15 protein-coding genes, 2 tRNA genes and 1 riboswitch are annotated in these 23,540 nt (G+C 71.3%); of the genes, 7 read left to right on the forward strand and 10 right to left on the reverse strand.

Annotated features, from left to right (window positions below):
• Window positions 1–49: 49 nt before the first annotated feature.
• Window positions 50–3,475, reverse strand: coding sequence for a BTAD domain-containing putative transcriptional regulator (locus OG718_RS26925; RefSeq protein WP_328845377.1), 3,426 nt, complete (start codon window positions 3,473–3,475; stop codon window positions 50–52).
• A 231-nt stretch (window positions 3,476–3,706) separates the two neighbouring features.
• Window positions 3,707–5,800, reverse strand: coding sequence for an asparagine synthase-related protein (locus tag OG718_RS26930; RefSeq protein WP_143643665.1), 2,094 nt, complete (start codon window positions 5,798–5,800; stop codon window positions 3,707–3,709).
• A gap of 775 nt (window positions 5,801–6,575) precedes the next feature.
• Between OG718_RS26930 and OG718_RS26935 the strand changes: the two genes are divergently transcribed.
• The 4 genes from OG718_RS26935 (at window position 6,576) to OG718_RS26950 (ending at window position 11,909) form a co-directional block, all read left to right on the forward strand.
• Window positions 6,576–8,000 (forward strand): MFS transporter, encoded by a 1,425-nt coding sequence (locus OG718_RS26935; RefSeq protein ID WP_143643663.1) that lies wholly within the window; start codon window positions 6,576–6,578, stop codon window positions 7,998–8,000.
• 205 nt (window positions 8,001–8,205) lie between these two features.
• Entirely contained in the window at window positions 8,206–9,417 is a 1,212-nt protein-coding gene (gene lhgO / locus OG718_RS26940; protein ID WP_328845378.1) for an L-2-hydroxyglutarate oxidase, read from the forward strand.
• Window positions 9,418–9,672: 255 nt separating this feature from the next.
• On the forward strand, window positions 9,673–10,515 hold the full coding sequence (trmB, locus tag OG718_RS26945) for a tRNA (guanosine(46)-N7)-methyltransferase TrmB (RefSeq protein ID WP_328845379.1): 843 nt from the start codon (window positions 9,673–9,675) through the stop codon (window positions 10,513–10,515).
• A gap of 95 nt (window positions 10,516–10,610) precedes the next feature.
• Window positions 10,611–11,909: a PrsW family intramembrane metalloprotease gene (locus OG718_RS26950; RefSeq protein WP_306938830.1), complete on the forward strand. Its 1,299-nt coding sequence runs from the start codon at window positions 10,611–10,613 to the stop codon at window positions 11,907–11,909.
• Window positions 11,910–11,979: 70 nt separating this feature from the next.
• On the opposite strand, the gene OG718_RS26955 is transcribed toward OG718_RS26950, so the two are convergent.
• From OG718_RS26955 to OG718_RS26975, 5 genes are all read right to left on the reverse strand, one after another.
• Window positions 11,980–12,924, reverse strand: coding sequence for an aldo/keto reductase (locus tag OG718_RS26955; protein WP_143643654.1), 945 nt, complete (start codon window positions 12,922–12,924; stop codon window positions 11,980–11,982).
• 96 nt (window positions 12,925–13,020) lie between these two features.
• On the reverse strand, window positions 13,021–14,070 hold the full coding sequence (locus OG718_RS26960; RefSeq protein ID WP_143643652.1) for a M23 family metallopeptidase: 1,050 nt from the start codon (window positions 14,068–14,070) through the stop codon (window positions 13,021–13,023).
• 11 nt (window positions 14,071–14,081) lie between these two features.
• Window positions 14,082–14,239: riboswitch (cyclic di-AMP (ydaO/yuaA leader) on the reverse strand.
• A gap of 306 nt (window positions 14,240–14,545) precedes the next feature.
• Window positions 14,546–15,652 (reverse strand): PP2C family protein-serine/threonine phosphatase, encoded by a 1,107-nt coding sequence (locus OG718_RS26965; RefSeq protein ID WP_443055144.1) that lies wholly within the window; start codon window positions 15,650–15,652, stop codon window positions 14,546–14,548.
• Window positions 15,653–15,794: 142 nt separating this feature from the next.
• A tRNA-Met gene (locus tag OG718_RS26970) sits at window positions 15,795–15,868 on the reverse strand.
• Between the two features lie 160 nt (window positions 15,869–16,028).
• Complete coding sequence (locus tag OG718_RS26975; protein ID WP_143643648.1) at window positions 16,029–17,168, reverse strand: dihydrofolate reductase family protein; 1,140 nt, start codon at window positions 17,166–17,168, stop codon at window positions 16,029–16,031.
• Window positions 17,169–17,308: 140 nt separating this feature from the next.
• Here OG718_RS26975 and OG718_RS26980 point away from each other — a divergent pair, with 140 nt between their 5' ends.
• From OG718_RS26980 to OG718_RS26990, 3 genes are all read left to right on the forward strand, one after another.
• Window positions 17,309–17,845: a MarR family winged helix-turn-helix transcriptional regulator gene (locus tag OG718_RS26980; protein WP_143643646.1), complete on the forward strand. Its 537-nt coding sequence runs from the start codon at window positions 17,309–17,311 to the stop codon at window positions 17,843–17,845.
• A 132-nt stretch (window positions 17,846–17,977) separates the two neighbouring features.
• Window positions 17,978–18,604: a GTP cyclohydrolase II gene (locus OG718_RS26985; RefSeq protein WP_143643645.1), complete on the forward strand. Its 627-nt coding sequence runs from the start codon at window positions 17,978–17,980 to the stop codon at window positions 18,602–18,604.
• 88 nt (window positions 18,605–18,692) lie between these two features.
• Window positions 18,693–19,100 carry a RipA family octameric membrane protein gene (locus OG718_RS26990; protein WP_143643644.1) on the forward strand — a complete coding sequence of 136 codons (408 nt, stop codon included), beginning with the start codon at window positions 18,693–18,695 and terminating at the stop codon, window positions 19,098–19,100.
• A 63-nt stretch (window positions 19,101–19,163) separates the two neighbouring features.
• Here OG718_RS26990 and OG718_RS26995 read toward each other — a convergent pair.
• The 3 genes from OG718_RS26995 to OG718_RS27005 form a co-directional block, all read right to left on the reverse strand.
• Window positions 19,164–19,236, reverse strand: a tRNA-Lys gene (locus OG718_RS26995).
• A gap of 177 nt (window positions 19,237–19,413) precedes the next feature.
• Window positions 19,414–20,949 carry an amino acid permease gene (locus tag OG718_RS27000; RefSeq protein WP_143643643.1) on the reverse strand — a complete coding sequence of 512 codons (1,536 nt, stop codon included), beginning with the start codon at window positions 20,947–20,949 and terminating at the stop codon, window positions 19,414–19,416.
• A gap of 168 nt (window positions 20,950–21,117) precedes the next feature.
• Window positions 21,118–23,319 carry a DEAD/DEAH box helicase gene (locus tag OG718_RS27005; RefSeq protein WP_328845380.1) on the reverse strand — a complete coding sequence of 734 codons (2,202 nt, stop codon included), beginning with the start codon at window positions 23,317–23,319 and terminating at the stop codon, window positions 21,118–21,120.
• Window positions 23,320–23,540: the final 221 nt, after the last annotated feature.

Genomic DNA, 23,540 nt, shown 5'->3' on the forward strand with positions numbered 1-23,540 from the left:
GGTCCCGCCTGCGCCGGGGTGTCGGGCAGCCGGGGGGTCCTTGGCCGCGTCAGCGGGTGCCGGTGTGCGTGACGGTCGCCGAGGCCTCGGCCAGTTCCCGCAGGACGTCGTCCGGGGTGAGCGTCTCGCCGGTGCGCCGCTCGGTGTCGTACGCCCGTCGGCCCAGGTGGGACAGGGCGGCGGTCTCGATGCGGTCGATGTCCCGGCTGTAGGGCAACGGACGGGGGTGGCCCTGGCGCCAGCGCGAGCCCGCGGCGAGGAGGCGGACCACGCGCGCGTGGTCGTCGATGTCGCTGAGGACGCCCGCCGCCCGCTCGGCCAGCGTGGCGAGGACCACCTCCGAGCACCGCGTGGACGTGGCCTCGCGCAGGGTGTCGGCCAGTTTGCGCAGCCCGTGCCCGGGGCTCGTCTCGACCGCGGTCAGCACCGCGTCGAGGCCGTTCAGCGCGGCGAGGAACTGGGCCGGCGGTGTGCCACGCTCCATTTCCACGCGGGCCGCCCCGTACAGCTCGCGGGCCTGTACGAAGTCCTGGTCGTCGTAGGCCATCTGCGACCGCATGAGAAGGACGAACGCCCTGGAGTCCGGCACCGCGTAGCGATCGGCCGCGGCCGTCGCCTCGTCCAGTGCCGCGAGAGCCTTGGCCCGGTCCCCCACGTAGTAGGCGATCTCGCCGAGGCGGGCGATGAGGAACGGCGTCTCCACATACGCCCCCACCTCGACCGCGAGCCGCATGGCGTCCTCGAACTCGCTCTTCGCCTCGTCGAAACGGCTGCGGGCCATGGCCGTCTCGCCGCCCGCGCTGCTCACCTGGGCGAGCATCCAGCGGTCCCCGGTGCGCCGGGCGACGGCCCGCAGCTCCACGAGGGTCTCGTCGACGCCCTCCATACCGCCGGGGCTGTCCACGGCCACATGGATGCCGAACAGCAGGGCCGCACCGATCTCCCAGTCACCGCCGTGCTCCCGGCAGTTGGCCAGTGACACCTCCATGTCGTGGCGGATGCCTTCGGTGTTGCCGAGAACGAACGCCATCAGCGGCCAGATGATGCCGGGGAACCGCGCTGCGTCCGGACCGCCCCGCGCCATGGTGGCCCGCACGCCCCTGGCGTACTCCTGCGTCCGCTCGTCCTTCAGCGGGACCTGGCCGAGCTCCGCTCTCAGGAAGAGATCCAGCATGCGCAGTTTCATGCGGATCCGGTGCGAGGGGTGATCCTTCTCGGCCTCGGGGTCGGCGAGGTAGGCCTCCATGGGATCGACGGCGTCGAGGTCGAGCACCCCCTCCGGGATACGTCTCTCGCAGACGGGCGGGGTCGATGCCGGTACGTCGGAGGGGTCGTACGAGCCGGACGGGTGAGCTTCGGACGAGTCGCGGAGGTCTGAGGAACCGCGGAGGTCTGAAGAGTCGGAGGAGCCGGAGGAGCGTTTGTCGAGTGCCGTGCCCAGGCGCAGGGCCTGGTCCGCCCAGGTCGCGCCCTCCCGGCGGAAGTTGCGCAGCCACCAGAACCAGCCCATGGCGAGGACGATGGAGCCCGTCTCCGGCTCGTCGGCGGCGACGAGGCTGCGGTGGAGTGCCGCGCGAATGTTGTCCAGGTCGGACTCCAGGCGGCGGATCCACCGGAGCTGGTCGGCGGACCGCAGGAGCGGATCGGCCTCCTCGACCAGCGCTCGGACCCACGCGCGGTGCCGGCGCTCGGCCGTGGCACGCAGTTCGGGGGTCTCGGCGGCGCGCTCCGCGGCGTACTCGTGGATCGTCTCCAGCATGCGGTAGCGCATACCGCCGGTCCCTCGCCGGCCGGGCGTCGCGACGACCAGGGACTTGTCGACGAGCGCGCCGACGATCTCGGCCACGGGGCCGGTGCACACGGCCTCGGCGGCGTCCAGGTCCCAGCCGCCCGCGAAGACGGATACCTCGCGCAGGACGGTCCGCTCGGGCTCGTCGAGCAGGTCCCAGGACCAGTCGACGACCGCGCGCAGGGTCTGCTGGCGGGGCAGCGCCGTGCGGCTCCCGGAGGTGAGGAGGCGGAAACGGTCGTCGAGGCGGTCGGCGATCTGGCGCGGGGTGAGCATGCGCAGCCGGGCGGCGGCCAGCTCGATGGCCAGGGGCAGGCCGTCGAGGCGGCGGCAGATCTCGTCGACGGCGGCGGGGTCGTGGGTGACGTCGGCGTCCGGCTGCGCCGCCACCGCCCGCTCCGTGAAGAGGCGGTGCGCCGGATCGGGGAGCAGGGGCTCGACCGGGCGCACGGACTCGCCGGGCACGCCCAGGGGTTCGCGGCTGGTGGCGAGGATCGTGAGGCCCGGGCAGTGGGTCAGGAGGGTCTCGGCGAGCTCGGCCGCTGCACCGATCACATGTTCGCAGTTGTCAAGAATCAGGAGTTGGCTGCGCGGGGCGCAGTACTCGATGAGCAGGGCGACCGGGTCGTCCTGCTGCACCGTCATCTCGTGGGTCATCAGCACGGTCTCGCGCAGACCGAGGGCGCTGACGACCGCGCCTGTCACCGCCTCCGGCCGGTCGAGCGGGGCGAGCTCGGCCAGCCATGCCTGTGGATGCCCGGCGGCGGCTTCCTCGGCGAGGCGGGTCTTCCCGGATCCGCCCGGTCCCGTGAGGGTGACGAGACGGACCCTGTGCAATTCGGAACGGATGGCGTCGAGTTCGGGTTCCCGGCCCACGAAGGAGTTCAGGCGGGGGCGGATGTTGCCGGTGCGGTCGGCTCTTGAGGGAGAGGTGGGGGTGTACGGGCCCGGGGTGGCGACCGGGGGCGGCCGAGGCGTCAGCAGTTCCCCGTGCAGGGCTCGGAGTTCCGGTCCCGGGTCGGTGCCGAGGCCGTCCGCCAGGGCCCGGCGGGCCGTCTCGTACGCGGCCAGGGCGTCCGCCGCGCGGCCGGTGTCGCGCAGGGCTCTGATGAGGAGGGCGTGCAGGGACTCGTCGTAGGGGTGGGTCTCGGTGAGTTCCCTCAGTTCCGGTACGGCGTCGTGGGCGTGGCCGTTGCGCAGGTCCGCCTCCACGCGCGCGCGTGTCGCCTCCTGGCGGAGGGATTCCGGGCGGGTCGCGGCCGTCGTACGGTCCGGGAGGTCGGCCAGGGCGGGGCCCCGCCACAGGGAGAGTGCCTCGCGGAGGGTGCGGCCCGCTGTCTCCGGGGCTTCGTCCAGTTGCGCCCTGCCCTCGCGGACCAGGCGTTCGAAGACGAACAGGTCCACGTCCTCGGGGGTGGCGGCGAGGCGGTAGCCGCCCGGCTCCGATGTGATCGCGTCCCTGCCGAGGGCTCTGCGGAGGCGGGCGACGAGGGCCTGGAGTGCGGCGGGGGCGGCGTGCGAGGGGCTGTCCGGCCAGACCTCGTCGATGAGGGTCTCCGGAGATGTGGTTCGGCCTGCTCGCAATGCCATCGCCGTCAGGAGTGCGCGGAGGCGGGGGCCGCCCAGGGGCACGTCGTTGCCCTGGGCGTCCGTTGCCTGGGTGACGCCCAGGATTCTGTACCGCACGGGGCCATTGTCACCGGTCCGGCCCGGCGGAGCCGACTCTTTTCGCCCCCGCCGCCCCTACCCATTCCCGTCCTTTACCGAGGGCTCCGCCCCTGGACCCCCGTATCGCGCTGAACGCGCTCGTCCTCAGACGCCGGACGGGCTGAAATGTCGGCCTGGCCCCGAAATCTTCAGCCGCTCCGGCGTATGAGGAGCGGGGGTTCGGGGGCGGCGGGGGCGAAGTCCACCCCGCTACCCCCTCCGCGCCCCCGCCCCCAACGCCCCCTGCTGAGGCCGGATCCCCGCAGGGACGGCCCGCTGACGCGCGGGGGTCCCCGTCCAGCAGGTGCCGCGGCGTTCGAGCAGGCGGCGGAGCCACAGCTCCAGGGAGACCAGATCCGCGAGGCCTTCCAGGGGGAGGGCCTCGCCGTCGGCCGCGGCCCGGAGAGCCTTGCGGACGACTCGGGCCTCGACCAGACCCGCCTGGGCGAGCAGGGGCGTGTCGAAGAGGGCGACGAGATCGTCCACGGCGACCCGGAGCCCCGTACGGGCCGCGGCCGTGGAGGACGCGTGGGACGGAGCACCCCAGCCGGGCGGGAGATCGGCCACACCGGCGCCCTCGAGGACCGTACGGAGGATCGCGGCCCGCGCCCCGGGCTGCACCCGCAGCGCCTCGGGAAGGGCACGACAGGCACGTACGACCTGGTTGTCGAGGAACGGGGCGTGCAGCCGCTGGAAGCGGACCTCCGCGGCCTGCTCCAGGATCCGGAGGTCCGAGGCGTGCCGCGCCAGGGCGGAGCGCGCGCGGAAGTCGCCCGGACGCTGACCGGGACCGACTCCGCCCCGGGTCGTCGCACCCGCCAGGCGAACCGATACTTCAGCGAGGGCCTCGCCGGTGAGCCAGCGCGCGGCGGGCCCGGGTCTGGCCCACGTGAGCGCGGCGAGCGACGCCCCCACGGCACCTCCCGGCTCCTCGAACCGCTTGTGCAGCAGCCGGTCGGCGAGTCCCTCTATGCCGACGAGATACGGCGTACGGGACAGCTTGCGCGCCGCGCCGTACACGCGTGCGGGGACCATGACGGAACCGTCGGCCTTCGCCAACGCCGCGACCGGGCGCACCAGATGGCGTCGTTTGCGGTCCATCAGCAGGTCGGCGAGGCGGGCCGGGTGCGCGTCGAGGACCTGACGGGCGCCGTACCCCGTGAAGTGGTCCGCGCTGCCGGACGCCAGGCGCGCGCGGTGCCGGGCGGCGGTCACCAGCGAGGGTCCGGGCTCGTCCGTCAGCGGGCCCTCCAACTCGGCGTAGGGGAGGACCTCTTCGCCGCCCGCGACGACCACGTGGTGCAGTCGCGGATTGGCCGCCAGCGTGCCCGCCCGCTCCAGTTCGGCTTCGCGGCCCTGCACCGCGAGGTCGTTGAACGTGACCGCGAGGAGGCGTTCGCCGGCACCCGTGCCATGGCCCAGGACGGTGCCCGGCGCGCCGGGCAGACCGGCGGCGAGGAGGGCGAGGGTGCCCGAAGCGGGTCCTCCGGAGAGGTCGGCTCCGATGCCGGGCACGGGCATGCCGCGCGCCGCGCGCCGCTCGGCGGGGCCCATGCCGGGGACGGGACCGGGGTCTATGTCCGCCCCGGGTACGTGCCTGGGGGCGGCGAGCCGCGTGCGCACGGCCTCGACCAGGGCGTCGCGTACGGCGTTCACCGCGCTGTCGGGGTCGGTGATCGCGGCCGCGACGGCGAGGGAGGCCACCTGCTCGTACCCGGCGACCTCTCGTGCGCCCGCGCGCAGGATCAGCGCGTGCCCGGGTGGAATGCGCCGCACACCCTCGTACGGCGTCGAGTCCTGGAGCGCGGCCGGTACGTCGGGAGCGGCGAGCAGGGCCGCCAGGTGCCCGAAGTCGAGGTTGGCCTCGATGAGGTCGGCGAGGGGGAGGGCCGCGGTCGAGTACGCCGTGCCGCCCGCCCAGGGGGTGTAGAACACCGGCCTGACGCCTGCCAGATCGCCGCAGACCATGAGGCGGCGGCCCACCTGGACGACGGCCGTGTAGCTGCCGGACCAGGCCGTCAGATGCCGAAGTGCCCCGCCGCGCGCGGCGAACAGGCCCACGCGCAGTTCCTCGTCGGAGGCTCCGCAGGTACCGAGCACCGCCATGCGGTTCTGCTCGTCGGCCTTGACGACACGCACCTCGTCGGGGCGCCAGTCACCGACCGCCCAGAGCGGATCGGGGTCGCCCCACAGGAGTTGGGACCCCACCGGGTGCACCGTCTCGCCGTCGCTGCCCGTCGCTCCCGCCGAACCGATCTCGGGCGCACGAGCGGCGGTACTGCTCCATCCCACCAACCACCGCATCGCCGCCTCCACAGGCTGTGGACAACCAGTGCACCGTACGAACCGGTCACCATGCTGCCACGAAGAATGCGCCCGGGAGGGCCGGTGCGGCCGCTTGTGCTCCCCGGAGTGCGCCCCTGGGAGATGCCCGCGAAAAAGCGAACGCACGCGCGACGAGCGGCGATCGCACAGAATTTACCCAAGGACGACGACGTGAATGCGCCCTCGGTACGCTCCCCGAAAACACCTAACGCGCCCTCAAGTGCCATGGTGGGAGGCGTATTTGACCTCGGAAGGCATGGGCGATATTCAGCCAAATCGGTGATGGACGAACACGCGTGCACACGCTCCGTACATGCTGTGCGCAACGCACAGTCCGGGAGGCGGAGTCCGCCTCCCGGACCTGTCCGCCGCCCGCGGGGATGTAGGCGGCGGTGTCCCCCAGCCCACTGGATCCAGTACAGCGGGCCGACCCACGCACGATCCATGGAAGCGCTCCCCCGATGGCCGGAGAAGAGCGCACGGACGGGCGCACGGCCACACAGCGGGAGCACGATACGACGCTCCGTACTTGCCCACGGGCCACAATCCCGCCATCCGGAACAATGCCCCTTAACGCTTGGGATGCGGCGAACTACCCTGTGTTTGCCTGTGTTTTCGCGGGAGGCATATTCCTGAGGGCTCGGCCACGTGCTTTTGCGGGTGGGGTTCCAGGGGTTGGCGCCCGGGAAGACGCAGCACGAATGCCGCTGGGCCACCACCCGCGCGGCAGCCGTCTGTGTCGAGGGGTGGCGCAATGTCCAGGGAGCAACGCGGGCCGAACGAAAAACTCGGCGCCGTTCTCGCCCTCGCGGGAATCAGCAACGCAGGACTCGCCCGACGCGTCAACGATCTTGGCGCTCAACGCGGGTTGACTCTTCGCTACGACAAGACGTCGGTGGCGCGCTGGGTGTCGAAAGGCATGGTGCCGCAGGGTGCCGCGCCACACCTCATCGCCGCCGCCATCGGCCAGAAGCTCGGCCGCCCGGTGCCGCTCCACGAGATCGGCCTGGCGGACGCGGATCCCGCACCGGAGGTGGGCCTCGCCTTCCCCCGTGACGTGGGACAGGCCGTGCGATCGGCCACGGACCTCTACCGTCTCGACCTCGCCGGGCGCCGGGCAGGCTCCGGCGGCATCTGGCAGTCGCTCGCCGGATCATTCGCAGTGAGCGCATACGCAACTCCCGCGTCCCGGTGGCTGATAACCCCGGCCGACAGCTCGGTGGCACGGGACGCCAGCCCGCTGGAAGGCTCCGGAGCACCGCTGAAAGTCGGCCACAGCGACGTACAGAAGCTGCGGGAGGCCGCCGAGGACGCCAGGCGCTGGGACTCCAAGTACGGAGGCGGCGACTGGCGTTCGTCCATGGTGCCGGAGTGCTTACGAGTCGAGGCGGCACCCCTGCTGCTGGGCTCGTACTCGGACGAGGTCGGCCGGGCCCTCTTCGGAGCCAGCGCCGAACTCACCCGCCTGGCCGGCTGGATGGCGTTCGACACGGGCCAGCAGGAGGCCGCCCAGCGCTACTACATCCAGGCGTTGCGCCTGGCTCGCGCCGCGGCCGACGTGCCCCTCGGGGGCTACGTACTGGCCTCCATGTCCCTCCAGGCGACCTACCGGGGCTTCGGCGACGAGGGCGTCGACCTCGCCCAGGCCGCCCTGGAGCGCAACCGGGGCCTGGCCACCGCCCGCACGATGAGTTTCTTCCGCCTGGTCGAAGCACGGGCCCACGCGCGCGCGGGTGACGCCCAGGCGGCCGGCGGCGCCCTGAAGGCCGCCGAGGGCTGGCTGGAACGGGCCCGCGACGGCGACCACGATCCGTCCTGGCTCGGCTTCTACGGCTACGACCGCTTCGCCGCCGACGCGGCCGAGTGCTACCGCGACCTGAAGGCCCCGCGCCAGGTCCGCCGCTTCACGGAGCAGGCCCTGTCGAAGCCGACGGAGGAGTTCGTACGCTCGCACGGGCTGCGCCTGGTGGTGTCGGCGGTCGCCGAACTCGAGTCGGGCAACCTCGATGCGGCGTGCGAGCAGGGGGTGCGGGCGGTGGAGGTCGCCGGGCGCATCTCGTCGGCCCGCACGACCGAGTACGTGAAGGATCTCCTCCACCGCCTGGAGCCGTACGGGGACGAGCCGCGGGTGGTGGAGCTGCGCGAGCGGGCCAGGCCGTTGCTCATGGCACCGGCCTAGGGGCGCGCCCTGCATGACCGGCACCATGAAGTGACAGGAACCACGCGCCTCCGGTGTAGTAACGGGGACCACGCGCGTCCGATGACGTGGCCGGGGCCACCTGCCTCCGGTGCTGGCCCCTGCCATCCTGTGGGTTTGAGCGGGTTGTCAGTGGCGCAGTGCACTATCGGGGGTGGGAGTCGGAGGCTGGAGGTGGGGCGGACAGATGGGGCGGAAGGTCGCTTACGACTGTGACGTGCTGGTGATCGGCGGCGGGATCGTCGGTCTGTCGACGGCGTATGCGATCACGCGTGCCGCGCCGGGCACGCGGGTGACGGTGCTGGAGAAGGAACCGGGCCCGGCCCGGCACCAGACGGGGCGCAACAGCGGCGTCATCCACAGCGGGATCTACTACCGCCCGGGCTCCCTCAAGGCCCGTTTCGCCGTGCGGGGCGCCACCGAGATGGTCAAGTTCTGCGCGGAGTACGGCATCGCCCACGCCGTCACCGGCAAGCTGATCGTCGCCACGGAGCGCGAGGAGCTGCCCCGCCTGCACGCACTGGTCCAGCGAGGCCGGGAGAACGGCATTCCGGTCCGCGAGCTGGGCGCCTCCCAGATCGCCGAGTACGAACCCCAGGTGCGGGGCCTCGCCGCGATCCACGTGGCCACGACGGGCGTGTGCGACTTCGTGGGCGTGGCCCGCCGGCTCGCGGACGCCTCCGGCGCCCACATCCGGTACAACTCGGAGGTCACGCACATCGACCGCCGCCCCGACCTCGGAGTGGCGGTCCGCACCCACGACGGCACGATCATCCGCGCCCGGGTCCTGGTCAACTGCGCCGGCCTCCACTGCGACAGAATCGCCCGCCTCACGGGCGACGACCCCGAAATGCGGATCGTCCCCTTCCGAGGCGAGTACTACACGCTGGCCCGCCCCGATCTTGTCCACGGACTGGTCTATCCCGTCCCGGACCCGGCCTTCCCCTTCCTCGGCGTCCACCTCACCCGGGGCATCGAAGGAAGCGTCCACATCGGCCCCAACGCGGTCCCCGCGCTGGCCCGCGAGGGCTACGACTGGCGGACCGTACGCCCCCGCGAACTGGCAGAGACCCTCACCTGGCCGGGTTCCTGGCGCATAGCCCGACGCCACTGGCGCTACGGGGCCGGCGAAGTACACCGCTCGGCGTCGAAGCACGCCTTCACCAAGGCAGTCCGCCGCCTGCTCCCCGCCGCCACCCCCGACGACCTGATCCCCTCCGCCGCGGGCGTCCGAGCCCAGGCAGTCCTGAGAGACGGCACCCTCCTGGACGACTTCCTGATCCAGGAATCCCCCCGCACGGTCCACGTACTGAACGCCCCCTCCCCCGCGGCCACAGCATCCCTCCCCATCGGCCGGGAGATCGCGGCCCGAGCCCTCAGTTCAATGACGGCCACCTGAGCCTCACCCGGACGCTCGGCCGACCCCGGAGCCAAGACGGCGGGAGAGGGACCCCCGACCGGAAGGGGCCGTGCCGGTATGTCGCAGTCCGCCGCATACGGCTCCTCCAGAGAACGCATCCCTCCAAAACCGCAGCCGTACACCCGGAAAGCGGCGGACTCGACGTACCGGCACGGCCCCGACCCACAACGAACCGCACACCCACCCCGAGCCACCCCGAACCCCCCGCCCTCCACCCCGTAAAATCGACACACTGTGTCTGACTCCTCCACGCCCCCCAACAAGCCGGACGCCCCGAGGAAGCCCCGCCCGAAGGGCGAACCCCGCTTCCCCGACGGCCCCCGCCCCGACCCCGCCGGCTCCCACTTCGAGCGAAGAATCCGCAGCTTCCAGCCCCGCAGAAGCCGAGTGACCCAGGGCCAGGCGGACGCGCTCCAGCGCCTGTGGCCCAAGTGGGGCCTGGACATCGACGGACGACACCCCCTCGACCTCAAGGATCTCTTCGGCGCCGACATCCCGGTCGTCCTGGAGATCGGCTTCGGCATGGGCGAGGCAACCGCACAGATGGCAACCGAGGACCCCGCCACCGGCATCCTCGCCGTGGACGTCCACACCCCCGGCCAGGGCAACCTCCTGAACCTCGCGGACCGCGCCGGCCTGTCCAACCTCCGCGTGGGCAACGGCGACGCGATCATCCTGCTCCGCGAGATGCTGACCCCGGACTCCCTCGACGGCCTCCGCGTCTACTTCCCGGACCCCTGGCCCAAGAAGCGCCACCACAAGCGCCGCCTGATCCAGCCGGAGTTCCTCACCCTCGCCGCGTCCCGCCTCAAGCCGGGCGCACTGCTGCACTGCGCGACGGACTGGGAGCCGTACGCCGAGGTCATGCTCGAAGTCCTGACCGCCCACCCGGACTTCGAGAACACCCAGCCGGACGGCGGCTACGCGCCACGCCCCGACTTCCGCCCCCTGACGCGTTTCGAGGGCCAGGGCCTGGACAAGGGACACGTGGTGAACGATCTGCTCTTCCGCCGCGTACGGCATACCGCGGACAGCGACCAAGTCCGCACGCCGCACACCACACGACGTACGGGCTGAAGGCGCCCACACGGCGGAGCCACATCACGCACCGCCCCCGAGCCCCGACAGTGCGCTCTCGCGGCCCACGCCCCTCCCTCGTTAGGGTCTTTGTCATGGCCACCGGTCCCCCGTTCCCACCGCATCCCGGCTTCCCTCCCGGCATCCCCGCCGGAGGCGCCGCGCACTGGTGGCAGCGCAAGTGGGTCCGCTACAGCGCCCTGACCACCCTGCTCGCCCTCTCCGGCCTCGTCATCCTGGCCCTGGTCCGCAAACAGACCGGCACCGAGGGCTTCCTGGTGGGCCTGGGCCTGGCCGTACTGCCCGTCCCGCTCCTCGTCGCGGCGTTCCGCTGGCTGGACCGGGTGGAACCGGGCCCGTGGCGGAACCTCCTCTTCTCCTTCGCCTGGGGAGCCTGCGCCGCCGCGCTGATAGCCATCGTCGCGAACAGCTTCGCGACGAGATGGATAGCGACGGCGACAGCGGACCCGTCCAGCGCCGACACCCTGGGCGCGACGGTCATAGCGCCGATAGTCGAGGAGTCGGCGAAGGCGGCCGCGGTCTTACTCGTCTTCCTGTTCCGCAGACGGGAGTTCACCGGAATCCTCGACGGCGTGGTGATAGCCGGCGTCACGGCGACCGGCTTCGCGTTCACCGAGAACATCCTCTACCTCGGCACGGCGTTCGGCACGGACCAGCTCAGCGGCGGCAGCGGCATCGCCTCCGTCACGGCGGCGACCTTCTTCGTACGTGTGATCATGTCGCCGTTCGCACACCCCCTGTTCACCGTGCTCACCGGCATCGGCTTCGGCATCGCGGCGCTGTCCGCGGACCGCCACCAGGTACGCCGCGTACTGCTCCCGATCATCGGGCTGCTGCTCGCGATGGGCATGCACGCGATGTGGAACGGCTCGTCGACGTTCGGCGAGTACGGCTTCTTCGCGGTCTACGCGGCCTTCATGGTCCCGGCGTTCGGCCTGCTGACCTGGCTGGTCATCTGGACCCGCCAGCGCGAACTGGGCACGATCCGCTCCGAGCTCCCCGCGTACGCGATGGCGGGCTGGCTCGCGGCCCCCGAGCCGTTCGTCCTCGGCTCGATGAAGGCACGGCGGCTGGCCCGCGAATACGCCACGCACCACGGCGGACGCGCGGCGGGCAGGGCGGTCGCGGAGTACGAGGCGTACGCGACGTCGCTGGCGTTCCTGCGTCACCGGGGCCGCAAGGGCCGCGCGGGCGCCGACTTCGTCGTACGGGAACGGGAGTTGCTCCACGAGCTGTGGACGCGCCGCGAACCGTCGCGCCCGGCCCTCCTGTACGCGGCCCGGGCGACGGCGCCGGCACAGGTGGCACCGCAGTGGCAGGGCTACGGCCACCCGGCGCCGTACACGTACACGTACAACCCGTACCGCTCTTGATCGGCGCAGCCCCAAAACGCGTCGCGAACCCAAAAACGCAACCGCAACCCCACCCAACTCAGCCTCAGCCTCAGCCAGAAGCCGAGGTCAGCCTCCCCAGCTCCGCATCCGTGAGGACAAGCCCGGCCACCCCCAACAACGCCGGAAGCTGCTCCACCGTACGAGCGCTGGCGATCGGCGCGACGACGGTCGGCCGGGAAGCCAGCCAGGCCAGAGCCACGGTGGCGACCTCGACCCCACGCTCCCGCGCGACCTCGTCGAGCGCGCTCAGCACACGCTGCCCCCGCTCCGACTCCAGATGCGCCCCCGCCGATCCGGCCCGGGCGCTCTCGACCACGGCACCCGGACGGTACTTGCCGGTGAGGAAGCCCGAGGCGAGCGACGAGTAGGGGACGACGGCCAGACCGGCCCGGGAGGCGACGTCCCGGAGCGGGCCCTCGTACGAGTCGCGGGAGACGAGGTTGTACCGCGGCTGCAGCGCGACGTACCGCGCGAGGCCCTCGCGGTCGGAGAGGTCGAGGGACTCCTGGAGCCGCTCGGGAGAGAGGTTGGACGCGGCGATCGCGCGCACCTTGCCGGCGCGGACGAGCTCGTCCAGGGCCGTGATGATCTCCTCGACCGGCACGGACGGATCGTCGAAGTGGGTGTAGTACAGGTCGATGTAGTCCGTCTTCAGCCGCCGCAGTGACGCGTCGGCCGCGGCCTTGATGTTCGCCCCGGACAGACCCTTGTACTCGGGGTGCGCGCCGACCTTGGTGGCGACGACGACGTCGGCGCGGTTGCCGCGCGCGGCGAGCCAGTCGCCGAGGACGGTCTCCGACTCACCGCCCTCGTTGCCCGGCACCCAGGCCGAGTACGTGTCGGCGGTGTCGACGAAGTTCCCGCCCGCGGCGGTGTACGCGTCGAGCACGGCGAAGGACCGCGCCGCGTCGGCGGTCCAGCCGAAGACGTTGCCGCCGAGGGAGAGCGGGAAGACGTCGAGATCGGACGAACCCAGCTTGCGGAGAGAGGTCATGGATGGGTCAACGGCCGTACCGGACGGCCGTATTCCGCACCCAGGACCCCTCAGGCCCGCCCAACGGGTCGGGCCCGCTTACGGGGTGAGCCCGCCTTACGGGGTGAGCCCCTTGCCCCGCAGCCAGGCCATCGGGTCGATGCCGTCGCCACCGCTGGTGTGGACCTCGAGGTGGAGGTGCGCCCCGGTGACGTTGCCGGTCGCGCCCACGCGGCCGATGATGTCGCCGGTGTTCACCTTCTGCCCGACGCTGACACCGATCGACGACTGGTGCGCGTACCAGACCTCCGTACCGTCATCGAGTTCGAGGACCGTGCGGTAGCCGTACGAGCCGTTCCAGCCGGCTTCCTTGATCGTGCCGCTGTGAACGGCCTTGATCGGGGTACCCGTGGGAGCGGCGAAGTCCAGACCCGTGTGCTGACCGGACGACCACAGCGCACCGGACTGCCCGAAGGTCGAGGTGATCGTGTACGAGGAGGTGGGCAGCGTGAACTGCTTGGCGAGTTCGGCGAGGCGCGCGGCCTCGGCCTTCTCCTTGGCCTCCTGGTCCGCCTTCTTCTTGGCGGCGGCGACCTTGGCCTCGGCGGCGTCCCGCTCCTTGGCGGCCAGCGTGGCGGCCTTCTTCGCGGCGGCGGACTCGGCGGCCTCCTGGGCCTCGCGGTCCACCTGGTCCTGCTGCTGCTCGGCCTGGAGCATGATGCGGGCCCGCAGGGCCTCGCCCGCGTCCGAGTTGCCCTGCTCGGCGTCGGCGGTGGTGAGGCCGACGGCGGTGATCGGGGTGCTGGAGCCCTCGGGGGCGTCGTCGTCCGAGAACGGCGAGCCGACGTTCGGCAGGTCGGGGATCGAGATCGACACCGGAGGCTTGCCGGTCTGCGCGGTGGCCATGCCACCCGCACCGACGGCGGCTATGACACCGACGCCCAGAACGGTCGAGCTACGGGCGAGTCCTCCGCCGCGCTGCTTGGAGACGCGGTGCCTGCCGCGGACGGGAAGGACGGTCTCCGCGCTGGGATTCCAGACCTCCCACGTCTCCTCGTCCTTACGGGCGCCGTAGGCGAAGGTGTCGGGCTTCTTCTCACCCGAGGACTCACCCGTCAACTCATCCGGCACGAACGAGGGTGTGGGGGCAGACCGGTTGGACGCCACGTAGGCGCACTCCTTTCCTTCCTTCTCGCCTACCGGGTTAGCTGACGGGTTCGGAGCAGGAAGGTCTCCTACGCGCGTCAACCCGCGGTGCGCTACACCGCGAATGACGTGCGATTCACCCCAAGTGGTGGTTCCCCGGTTCCCTTGCGGGATTCGGCGCGTGCGCACGGAGCCGACTCTTGTGACGGCTGGGACGACCGCGCTGCGTTATCGAACGTTAATAGACCCGGGCACCGGATTCCAAGCTGTTCCTGATGATCGTTAAGGCTCTTGGCCTGGACTTTCAGGTCATGAGCGGGGTAAATCGGGCGAGTTGATCGCCATTCAGGTACGGGAGTCCTGTTGATGGTGCGTCAGTTGTTGAGCGGAGGGATTCCGTTCGACTACCAACGGTGATAAAGGTCGCCGCAAGAGCGATGTATCTCACGCCGGCCGCAATCGCGACTGCCGCCGTGCCCTCGCGACTGCCGTGCTTTCACGGCCGCCGCACCGCGAGCAGTGCCATGTCGTCGGTGGCACCGCCGCCCCCGGTGTGCCGCAGGACGTCGTCCAGTACCGCGGCGAGCAACGCGTCGGGCCCGGGAAAGCCCCGCCCGGACAGTCGCCGCGCCGGATCGAAGAAGACGCCTCGCCGGTCCCGCGCCTCGGACAGCCCGTCCGTGTGGAAGAGCAGCATGGCCCCGCCCGGGAACTCCTCCTCCTGCGCGCGGTCGGGCCAGGTCCCCAACTCCCCCGTCCCGAGCGGCAGCGCGGGCTCCGCCGCGGCGAGCGTGCGCACCTCCCCGTCGCCGTACAGCAGGAGGGGCCCGGGGTGGCCGCGGTTCACGAGGCGTACGACCGGGGTGCCGTGCGGGATCTCGGCGAGCACGGCGGTGGTGAAGTCCTCGACGAGCTCGATGGTGTCGCGCCGGACGCCCCCGCGCGCGAGCGCCCGCTCCAGCCGCTGGGCGACCGCCTCCAGGGTCGACTCCTGCTCGGCGGCCTCACGGAAGGCACCGATCAGCACGGCCACGACGGCGACCGCTCCCATGCCCTTGCCCCGTACGTCGCCCACGAGGAGCCGTACGCCGTGCGGGGTGTCCTGCACGGCGTACAGGTCGCCCCCGATGAACGCGCCCTCCTGAGCCGCCTCGTACCGTGCCGCGATCTCGAGGCCGCCGATCCGCGCCGCCGGTTCGGGCAGTACGGCCCACTGGGCGGCCTCCGCGATCTCGCGGGCGGTGGCGAGGCGCGCGTTGCCGCGGCCCACGAGCCGGTTGATGCCGACGGCGAGCACGGCGGCCGTGGCCACGGTGAGGACCTCGGTGGCCGCGCCCGCGTCGAAGGCGAACCTGAGGTGGACGAGGGCCATGCCCGCGGTCGCCAGGATTCCCGTCCACACCGTGGCGCCGAACGAGAAGAGGGATGCGGCGATGAGTGCTGCGGCCGTGAAGAAGGGAGCCGCGGTGAAGTCCTGCGGGGTGAGGAGGTCGTAGCAGACACCGGCGACGATCAGCAGCGCCGGCAGCGCGCGGACGAGGGTGCGCTGGTACGAGGCGGTCCTCTCCGCGGTCTCGACGCGCACCGGCTCCTGCTCCTCCACCTGTCCAGGCTTCCGGGAGCGGACGTGGCGGGCGAGCGGACGAGGACCGGGCGAGTGAAGGCACCTGGGGACATCAGAGGAAGTACCCGGGGAAACACCTGAGGCCGGAATCCTTGATCGGATTCCGGCCTCGGGCCTTCAGTAGCGGGGACAGGATTTGAACCTGCGACCTCTGGGTTATGAGCCCAGCGAGCTACCGAGCTGCTCCACCCCGCGTCGTTAAGACCACTGTACGCCATCCGCGGGACCCGAAGCACACGCGTTGATGTCGCCCGCGCTTAACCGAGCGGTTTGGCATGAAACGTGCCGGTCGGCGGTGTCCGTCGATCGTGCGCGTCGGCTGTGCGCATGGCTCGGCCGGCGGGAAACGGGCCGGTCAGACGAGATGCCGGTTGGGCGCCTTCGCGTCGGCCTCGTACTCCGGGAGCACCAGGACATCGGCGCCGGCCGCGGCCAGCAGCCCGCTCCCGTCCGCGCCCGTCACGAAGGTGTCCGGCTCCCGCCAGGCGGTCACGACCCTGCGTACGCCCGCGTCGAGGATCAGCCGGGCGCAGGGCGCGGGCCGTGACGCGCGGCGGGCACACGGCTCCAGGCTGCTGTAGACGGTGGCGGTCGCGAGACGCGGATCACCCGGCTCGATCCTGGCGAGGGCGGCCTCCTCTGCGTGCGAGACGGGGTCGGACTCGCGGGAGAACCCGCGGGCCAGCTCCGTACCGTCGGCCGCGACGACGACCGCGCCGACGCTGAACGCGGTCCGCGAGGGCGGACACTCGGCGGCCAGTTCGCAGGCGAGCGCCAGCCACCGGTGGTCGGCGGCGGAGGGCACGGTCCCGCTGCCGGGCGCGGTGGGGACGTACCGCATGAGGACGACGTCCCCCACGGGCCGCGTCTCGACCAGCCGCAGGCGGTTGCGGGGGCCGCCCGGGTAGTCGCCGGGCCCGAACAGCCGGGGCGCGTCCGGTTCCCCCACGACGAGGGGCGCGAGGGCGAGCTGCAGTTCGTCGGCGAGGCCCTGCCGGAGGAGCTGGGTGTGGACGCGGCCGCCGCCCTCGACCATGAGCCGCCGTACGCCGCGTACGTCGTGGAGGTGGGTGAGCACGGCCCGCCAGTCGACGTCCGGGCCCACGGGGACGACGTCGACGCCGAGCCCGCGCAGGGCTTCGGCGGCCCTCGCCGCCCCGCCCTCGGTCGTATAGACGATCTTCTCGCCGCCCGTGGACCAGAAGTTGGCGTCGGGGTCGAGGTCGCCGCTGCCGCTGACGGTGACCTTCAGCGGGTACTCCGGGCGTCCGGCGGCGACCCGGGCCGCGCGGCGCTCGGCGGAGTTGACGAGGAGCCGGGGGTTGTCGGCGCGCAGGGTGCCCGCGCCGACGAGGATCGCGTCGGACTCGGCCCGTACCTCGTCGACCCGGTCGAAGTCGGCCGGCCCGGAGAGCAGCAGCCGTCCGGGGCCGGTGTCGTCCAGGCAGCCGTCGAGGGAGACGGCGGCGGACAACAGGACGTAGGGGTGAGGCATGGACGCGCTCTCTTTCGGACTCTCTCGGACTCTCTCGGAGGCAGAGCCGGGGCTTGCCCGGATCGGTGCGGCGGCCGGACGGCGGCCTGGGCTCGACATCCGGGCTTGGTTCAAGTTTGAAACAAACCTACACTGGGGGCATGACGACCCGCTGGCTCACCCCCGAGGAGCAGCGCGCCTGGCGCGCCTACATCGCCGCGTCCCATCTCCTGGAGGACGCGATCGACCGGCAGCTCCAACAGGAGGCCGGCATGCCACACCTTTACTACTCCATCCTGGCCAACCTCTCCGAGGCGCCGGGCCGCAGCCTGCGCATGACCGACCTCGCGGAGAGCACGAAGATCACCCGCAGCCGGCTGACGTACGCGGTGACCCGCCTGGAGAAGGACGGGGCGGTACGCCGGGAGGACTGCAGCATGGACAAGCGGGGCAGCATCGCGATCCTCACGGACGAGGGGATGGCCCTCCTGGAGCGCACGGCCCCCGGCCATGTCGAGACGGTCCGCGCGACGCTCTTCGACAAGCTCACGCCGGAGCAGGTGGGACAGCTGGAGGAGATCTGTACGGGGATCGCGCGGGGCCTGGAGGGGGACGGCCCGCAGGCGGCCCCGGACGACGTCCCGTGGCGGCGCCGGTCGAGCCCCTGCGCGGGAGGGTCCGCCGTCGGCGAAGCATGAGGCCCACAGGGGCACATGCTTCGCACCACAACCACTCATATCCGTTGCTTCAACTTTAAAGCATGGGGTAGTGTCTCGATCCGAGGAGCTGCTTCAAATCTGAAGCAGATGAGATCGGACCGGGAGAACCGCATGCCCGACTACCCCGCCGCCACCCAGCGCTCGCGCGTCCGGGTGCCGCTGCGTTTCCACGACGGCTACAGCGTCGATGCCGAACTGGTCACCTTCCACGGCCTGACCGACGGCCAGGAACACGTGGCGATGATCCTCGGCACCCCTTCGGCCACCCCCCTGGTCCGCCTCCACTCCGAGTGCCTGACGGGCGACGCCTTCGGCTCGTCCCGCTGCGACTGCGGCCCCCAGCTCCGCGAGGCGGTCGAGCAGATCGCGATCCGCGGCGGCGTGCTCCTCTACCTCCGCCAGGAGGGCCGGGGCATAGGCCTCTACAACAAGCTCGACGCGTACGCCCTCCAGGACGAGGGCCTCGACACGTACGCCGCGAACACGGCCCTGGGCCTTCCCGAGGACGCCCGCGACTACACGGCGGCGGCCCAGATGCTCAAGGCTCTCGGCATCACGGAGCTGGACCTCCTGTCCAACAACCCCGACAAGGCGAACCAACTCCGCGACCTGGGCATCACGGTCGGCCACCGCGTCCCGACGGGCGTCTTCACCACGGCCCACAACGTCCGCTACCTCCGCGCGAAGGTCCTCCAGACCCAGCACACACTGCCGCTGGCGGAACTGACGGCGGGCTGACCCCGGACACCGCTCACGGAAGGGCGGTTTCGCGCGACCACGCCCACGGAAGGGGTGGCTCCGCGCGACCGTAGGGCAGAACAGTGGCATGGGGGACGACAGCGAAGCTCAGCGCATAGCCGAGGACAGCCGGCTCTGGCAGCACACGCTGCACGAGAACACGATGCTGTTCCAGCGCGGCAACCTCTTCCTGGTGGGCCAGTCGCTCTTCGCCGTGGCCCACACGACGCTCCTCGCCTCGGAGCAACACCTCGCGGCGGCCCGGGTCCTGGCCGCCTTCGGCCTCGTACTGGCCCTCACCTGGCTCTACGTCGGCCACCGCCACCGCCTCTACTACCGCCACGTACAGGCGAGAGCGCTACAACGCCTCCCCGACTACGCGGCCACCTGGACAAGTTGGACCGGCCGCAGGCGGGGCATGTCGATCACCCTGATCGCCTATGTCCTGCCGTGCCTGGCCGTGGTGATGTGGGGGGCGTTGCTGTTGATCACGTGAGCAGCCCTCGGAACACAAGCGAGCCCCCACCTCAGAAATGTCTCTGAGCTGGGGGCTCTCGCGTAGACCCTGTGGGACTCGAACCCACAACCAATGGATTAAAAGTCCACTGCTCTGCCAATTGAGCTAAGGGTCCGTGCGTCGGACCGCGCCGATGCACGCACCGACCCGTGTCGATGCAGGAACGAGCATAGCCGGACGTGGCCGAGACTCCGATCGGGTATCGGTGACGCGGCCACGCCGGATGGGTCGGAGGGGCTCGGCAGGGCTCCGGCGGAGGCCGGAAGGGTGGTGCGCGGCGTGGCGCGCGGTGTCACGGGTCGATCGGGTCCGGGGTGCCCGCGCGGGCCGCCTCTCGGGCGTGGGTGCGTTCGTGGTCCGGGTTGAGGAACCAGTGGCGGGCCGAGGCGAACCACCAGGCCGCGGCGAAGCCGAGGACGGCCAGGACCGCGATGGGGGCGTAGTTGAAGGTCTCCCAGGTGACCGGGGAGACCTGGGGCAGCATGAAGAGGATCGTGATGACACCCACCCACGCCACCGCCACTATGCCGATCGGGCGGGACCAGCGGCCCAGGTGCCACGGGCCGCGGTCGAATGCCTCGCCCTTGCGCAGGCGGAGCAGGGTCGGGATGACGTACGCGATGTAGAGGCCGATCACGGCGATGGACGTCACGGCCGCGTACGCGGTCACGTTGATCAGGTAGGGCAGGCCGAGCACCAGCGCGCCCAGCGCCGCGAGCCACACCGCCGCGACGGGCGTGCGTGTGCGCGGGTTCACCGTGTGCCAGATGTGCGAGAACGGCAGGGCCCCGTCGCGCGAGAAGGCGTAGATCATGCGGGAGTTGGCGGTCACGGACGCCATGCCGCAGAACAGCTGGGCGCCGATCACCACCAGCAGGAGGAGCTTGCCCGCCGTGGCGCCGAGCGCGTCCAGGAGGATCTGGGCGGGCGGCACCCCGGTAGGCGAGCCGAGGGCACCGTCGTACGACTGGATCGCGAAGGTGAAGCCGAGGAGAAGGACGAAGCCCGCTATCCAGGATGTCCAGATGGACTGCACGATGCCCTTCGGGCCGGCCGTCGACGCGTCGTGCGTCTCCTCCGTCATGTGCGCCGAGGCGTCGTAGCCGGTGAAGGTGTACTGCGCCATCAGCAGGCCGAGCAGCACCACGTAGAAGCTGCTGCCCCAGCCCGTGTTGTTCACGAACTCCGTGAACACGAAGGAGGCGGACTGGTGGTGGTCCGGCGCGAACGTCAGCGCGCCCACGATGACCGCCACGCCCACCACGTGCCACCACACGCTGACGCTGTTGAGCAGGCCGACTATGCGTACGCCGAAGGTGTTCAACAGGCCGTGCAGGACCAGGATCCCGGCGAAGAGCAGGATCGTACGGCCGGGGGTGACCTCGAAGTCGAACTGCAGGTTCAGATACGCGCCCAGGAACGAGGCCGCGCCGAAGTCGATGCCCGCGGTCACCGCGACCTGGCCGAGCACGTTGAACCAGCCCGTGAACCACGCCCAGGCCGCGGCCGTACGCGGTGGGGCGAGGCGGTGGGCCCAGAAGTAGAGGCCGGCGGAGGTCGGGTACGCCGAACAGATCTCGGCCATCGCGAGCCCGACGAACAGGGTCATCAGACCGACCGCCACCCAGCCCCAGGTGATCACTGCGGGCCCGCCGGTGTTCATGCCGAACAAATAGAGCGTCAGGCACCCGGAGAGCACCGAGATGATCGTGAAGGAGACCGCGTAGTTGGAGAACGCCGACATGCGGCGGGCGAGGACCTGCGTGTAGCCGAGCTGCGCGAGACGTTCCTCGTCCGACAGCCCACTTGCCTTGGCGTCATCTGTCATGCCCCCAGCAATTCCCCTGCCGGGGGTACGACATGCGCCAGGCGATTGGCCAAAAAATGACGTGCCGTACACGCACATCGTCGCCCGTGCCCAGGCATGCGAAGGGGCCCGGACGACCTTGGTCGTCCGGGCCCCTTCAGTTGTTCAGCAGTCGCCGCTCAGGCGACGTCAGCCGTTGCGCTTCCAGCGCGGCTTGTCGTCACGGCGACCGAAGGACGGGCCCGAGCCGGAACCGGCGCCGCGGTGGTCGTCACGACGGCCGTAGGGGCGGTCGTGGCCGCCGGAGCGGAAGCCGCCGCCCGAGGGACGGTCGCCCTGCCGGTCACGGTTGAACGGACGGTCGCTGCCCCTGTGACCGGAGGGACGGTCGTCGCGGCGGAAGCCACCACGGTCGCCGCGGTCGCCGCCGGAGGGACGCTCGTCACGACGGTCACGGTTGAAACCGCCCGACGGACGGTCGTCCCGACGGAACCCACCACGGTCGCCGCCACGGTCACCACCGCGGTCGTCACGACGGTCACGGTTGAAGCCACCCGACGGACGGTCATCGCGACGGAAACCACCGCGGTCGCCACCGGAGGGACGCTCGTCACGACGGTCACGGTTGAAACCGCCCGACGGACGGTCGTCCCGACGGAACCCACCACGGTCGCCGCCACGGTCGTCACGACGGTCACGGTTGAAGCCACCCGACGGACGGTCATCGCGACGGAAACCACCGCGGTCGCCACCGGAGGGACGCTCGTCACGACGGTCACGGTTGAAGCCACCCGACGGACGGTCGTCCCGACGGTCACGGCGCTCGTAGTTGCCACGCTCGTCACGACGCTGACGCGGCTGCTCCGCACGCGCGGCAGCGGCGGCTTCCTCGGCCACCGCCTGCTCGGCGACGGCCGCCGCGGCGGCCTCGACCACGGCAGCGGCCTCGGCGAGCGCGGCCTCCGGGTCCTCGCCACGCTCACGCGCGGCACGGGCGATCAGCCGGTCCGACTCCTCGCGCAGCTCGACGGCACGACGCTGCGCGCGCTCCAGCTGCTTGGTGAGGTCGGTGACCTCGCGCTCGGCCTGCTGCGCGGCGTTGCCCGCGGACTCGGCCTGGACCTCGGTCATCGACCGGGCACCGGTGATGTCGGCGACCTCCGGGTCGAAGCTCGTACCGCCCTGGATGATGTGGCGCGAGGCGTCGACGCCCGCGTCCTCCATCAGCCGGAAGATCTGGCGGCGCTGGTGCGGCAGGGAGAGCGAGACGACCGTGCCGGAGCGGCCCGCGCGGGCCGTACGGCCGGAGCGGTGCAGGTAGTCCTTGTGGTCGCCGGCCGGGTCCACGTTCAGGACCAGGTCGATGCCGTCGACGTGGATACCGCGGGCGGCGACGTCGGTCGCGACGAGCGCGTTGACGTAGCCCTTCTTGAAGTCCTCGAGGACGCGGGTACGGGCGCCCTGCGTCATGCCGCCGTGCAGCGCGTCGGCCTTCACACCGGACTCGCAGAGCTGCTCGGCGATGCGGTCGGCGCCCAGCTGGGTGCGGACGAAGATGATCGTGCGGCCCTTGCGGGAGGCGATCGCGGCGGTGACCGGCGCCTTGTCCTTGGGCTTCACGATGAGGATGTGGTGGGACATCGTCGTGACGTTGCCCTGGGCGCTGTCGACCTCGTGCGTGACCGGGTTGGTCAGGTAGCGCTTGACCAGCGTGGAGATCTCGTTCTCCATCGTGGCCGAGAACAGCATGCGCTGGCCGCCGCCCGGGATCTGGTCGAGCAGCTCGGTGACCTCGGGCAGGAAGCCCAGGTCGGACATCTGGTCGGCCTCGTCGAGGACCGCGACCTGGACGTTCTCCAGGGAGCAGGCGCCGCGGTTGATGATGTCGCGCAGCCGGCCCGGGGTGGCGACGAGGACGTCGACACCGCGCTCCAGGGCGTAGATCTGGTTGCCCATCGACGTACCGCCGCAGACGACCTTCATCTTCAGGCCGAGCACGTCGCCGTACGGCTGGAGGGCGTCCGCGACCTGCATCGCGAGCTCACGCGTCGGCGTGAGGATGATGCCGCGGGGCTTCTTCTTCTCGGTGTGGCCGCCGGAGAGCTGCGTGAGCATCGGCAGACCGAAGGAGAGGGTCTTGCCGGAGCCGGTGCGGCCACGGCCGAGGATGTCCTTGCCGGCCAGGGCGTCCGGGATGGTCGCGGCCTGGATCGGGAAGGGGGAGGTCACGCCGTTCTGCGCGAGCTTGCGCACGACGCCCTCGGGCAGACCGAGGTCGCTGAAGGTGACCTCGGGAACCTCGGGAGCCGCAGGCGCGGCAGTCTCGTCGACAGCGTCCCCGATGTTCTCGTTCTCGGGCACGACGACGTGATCAGTACTGGAAATGGACATGCGAATGCGAAACCTTCCGGAGTCTCGTACGGCACGCGCCCGTCAACTCCGTGATTTCGCAAACGACCGCCTCAATGCGGTCAGCCACGGCAAGGGAGAGTACGCGCCACACGGCGCGCTCTAACTGGCGCCGGGCAATGGGATCAAACGATCTACCACCATACGCACCCCCCACCCGGTAAGGCAAACCGGCTCCGAGAGGCTCTGGTCACACCGCATCC

Source organism: Streptomyces sp. NBC_00258 (genome assembly GCF_036182465.1).
Taxonomy (GTDB): Bacteria; Actinomycetota; Actinomycetes; order Streptomycetales; family Streptomycetaceae; genus Streptomyces.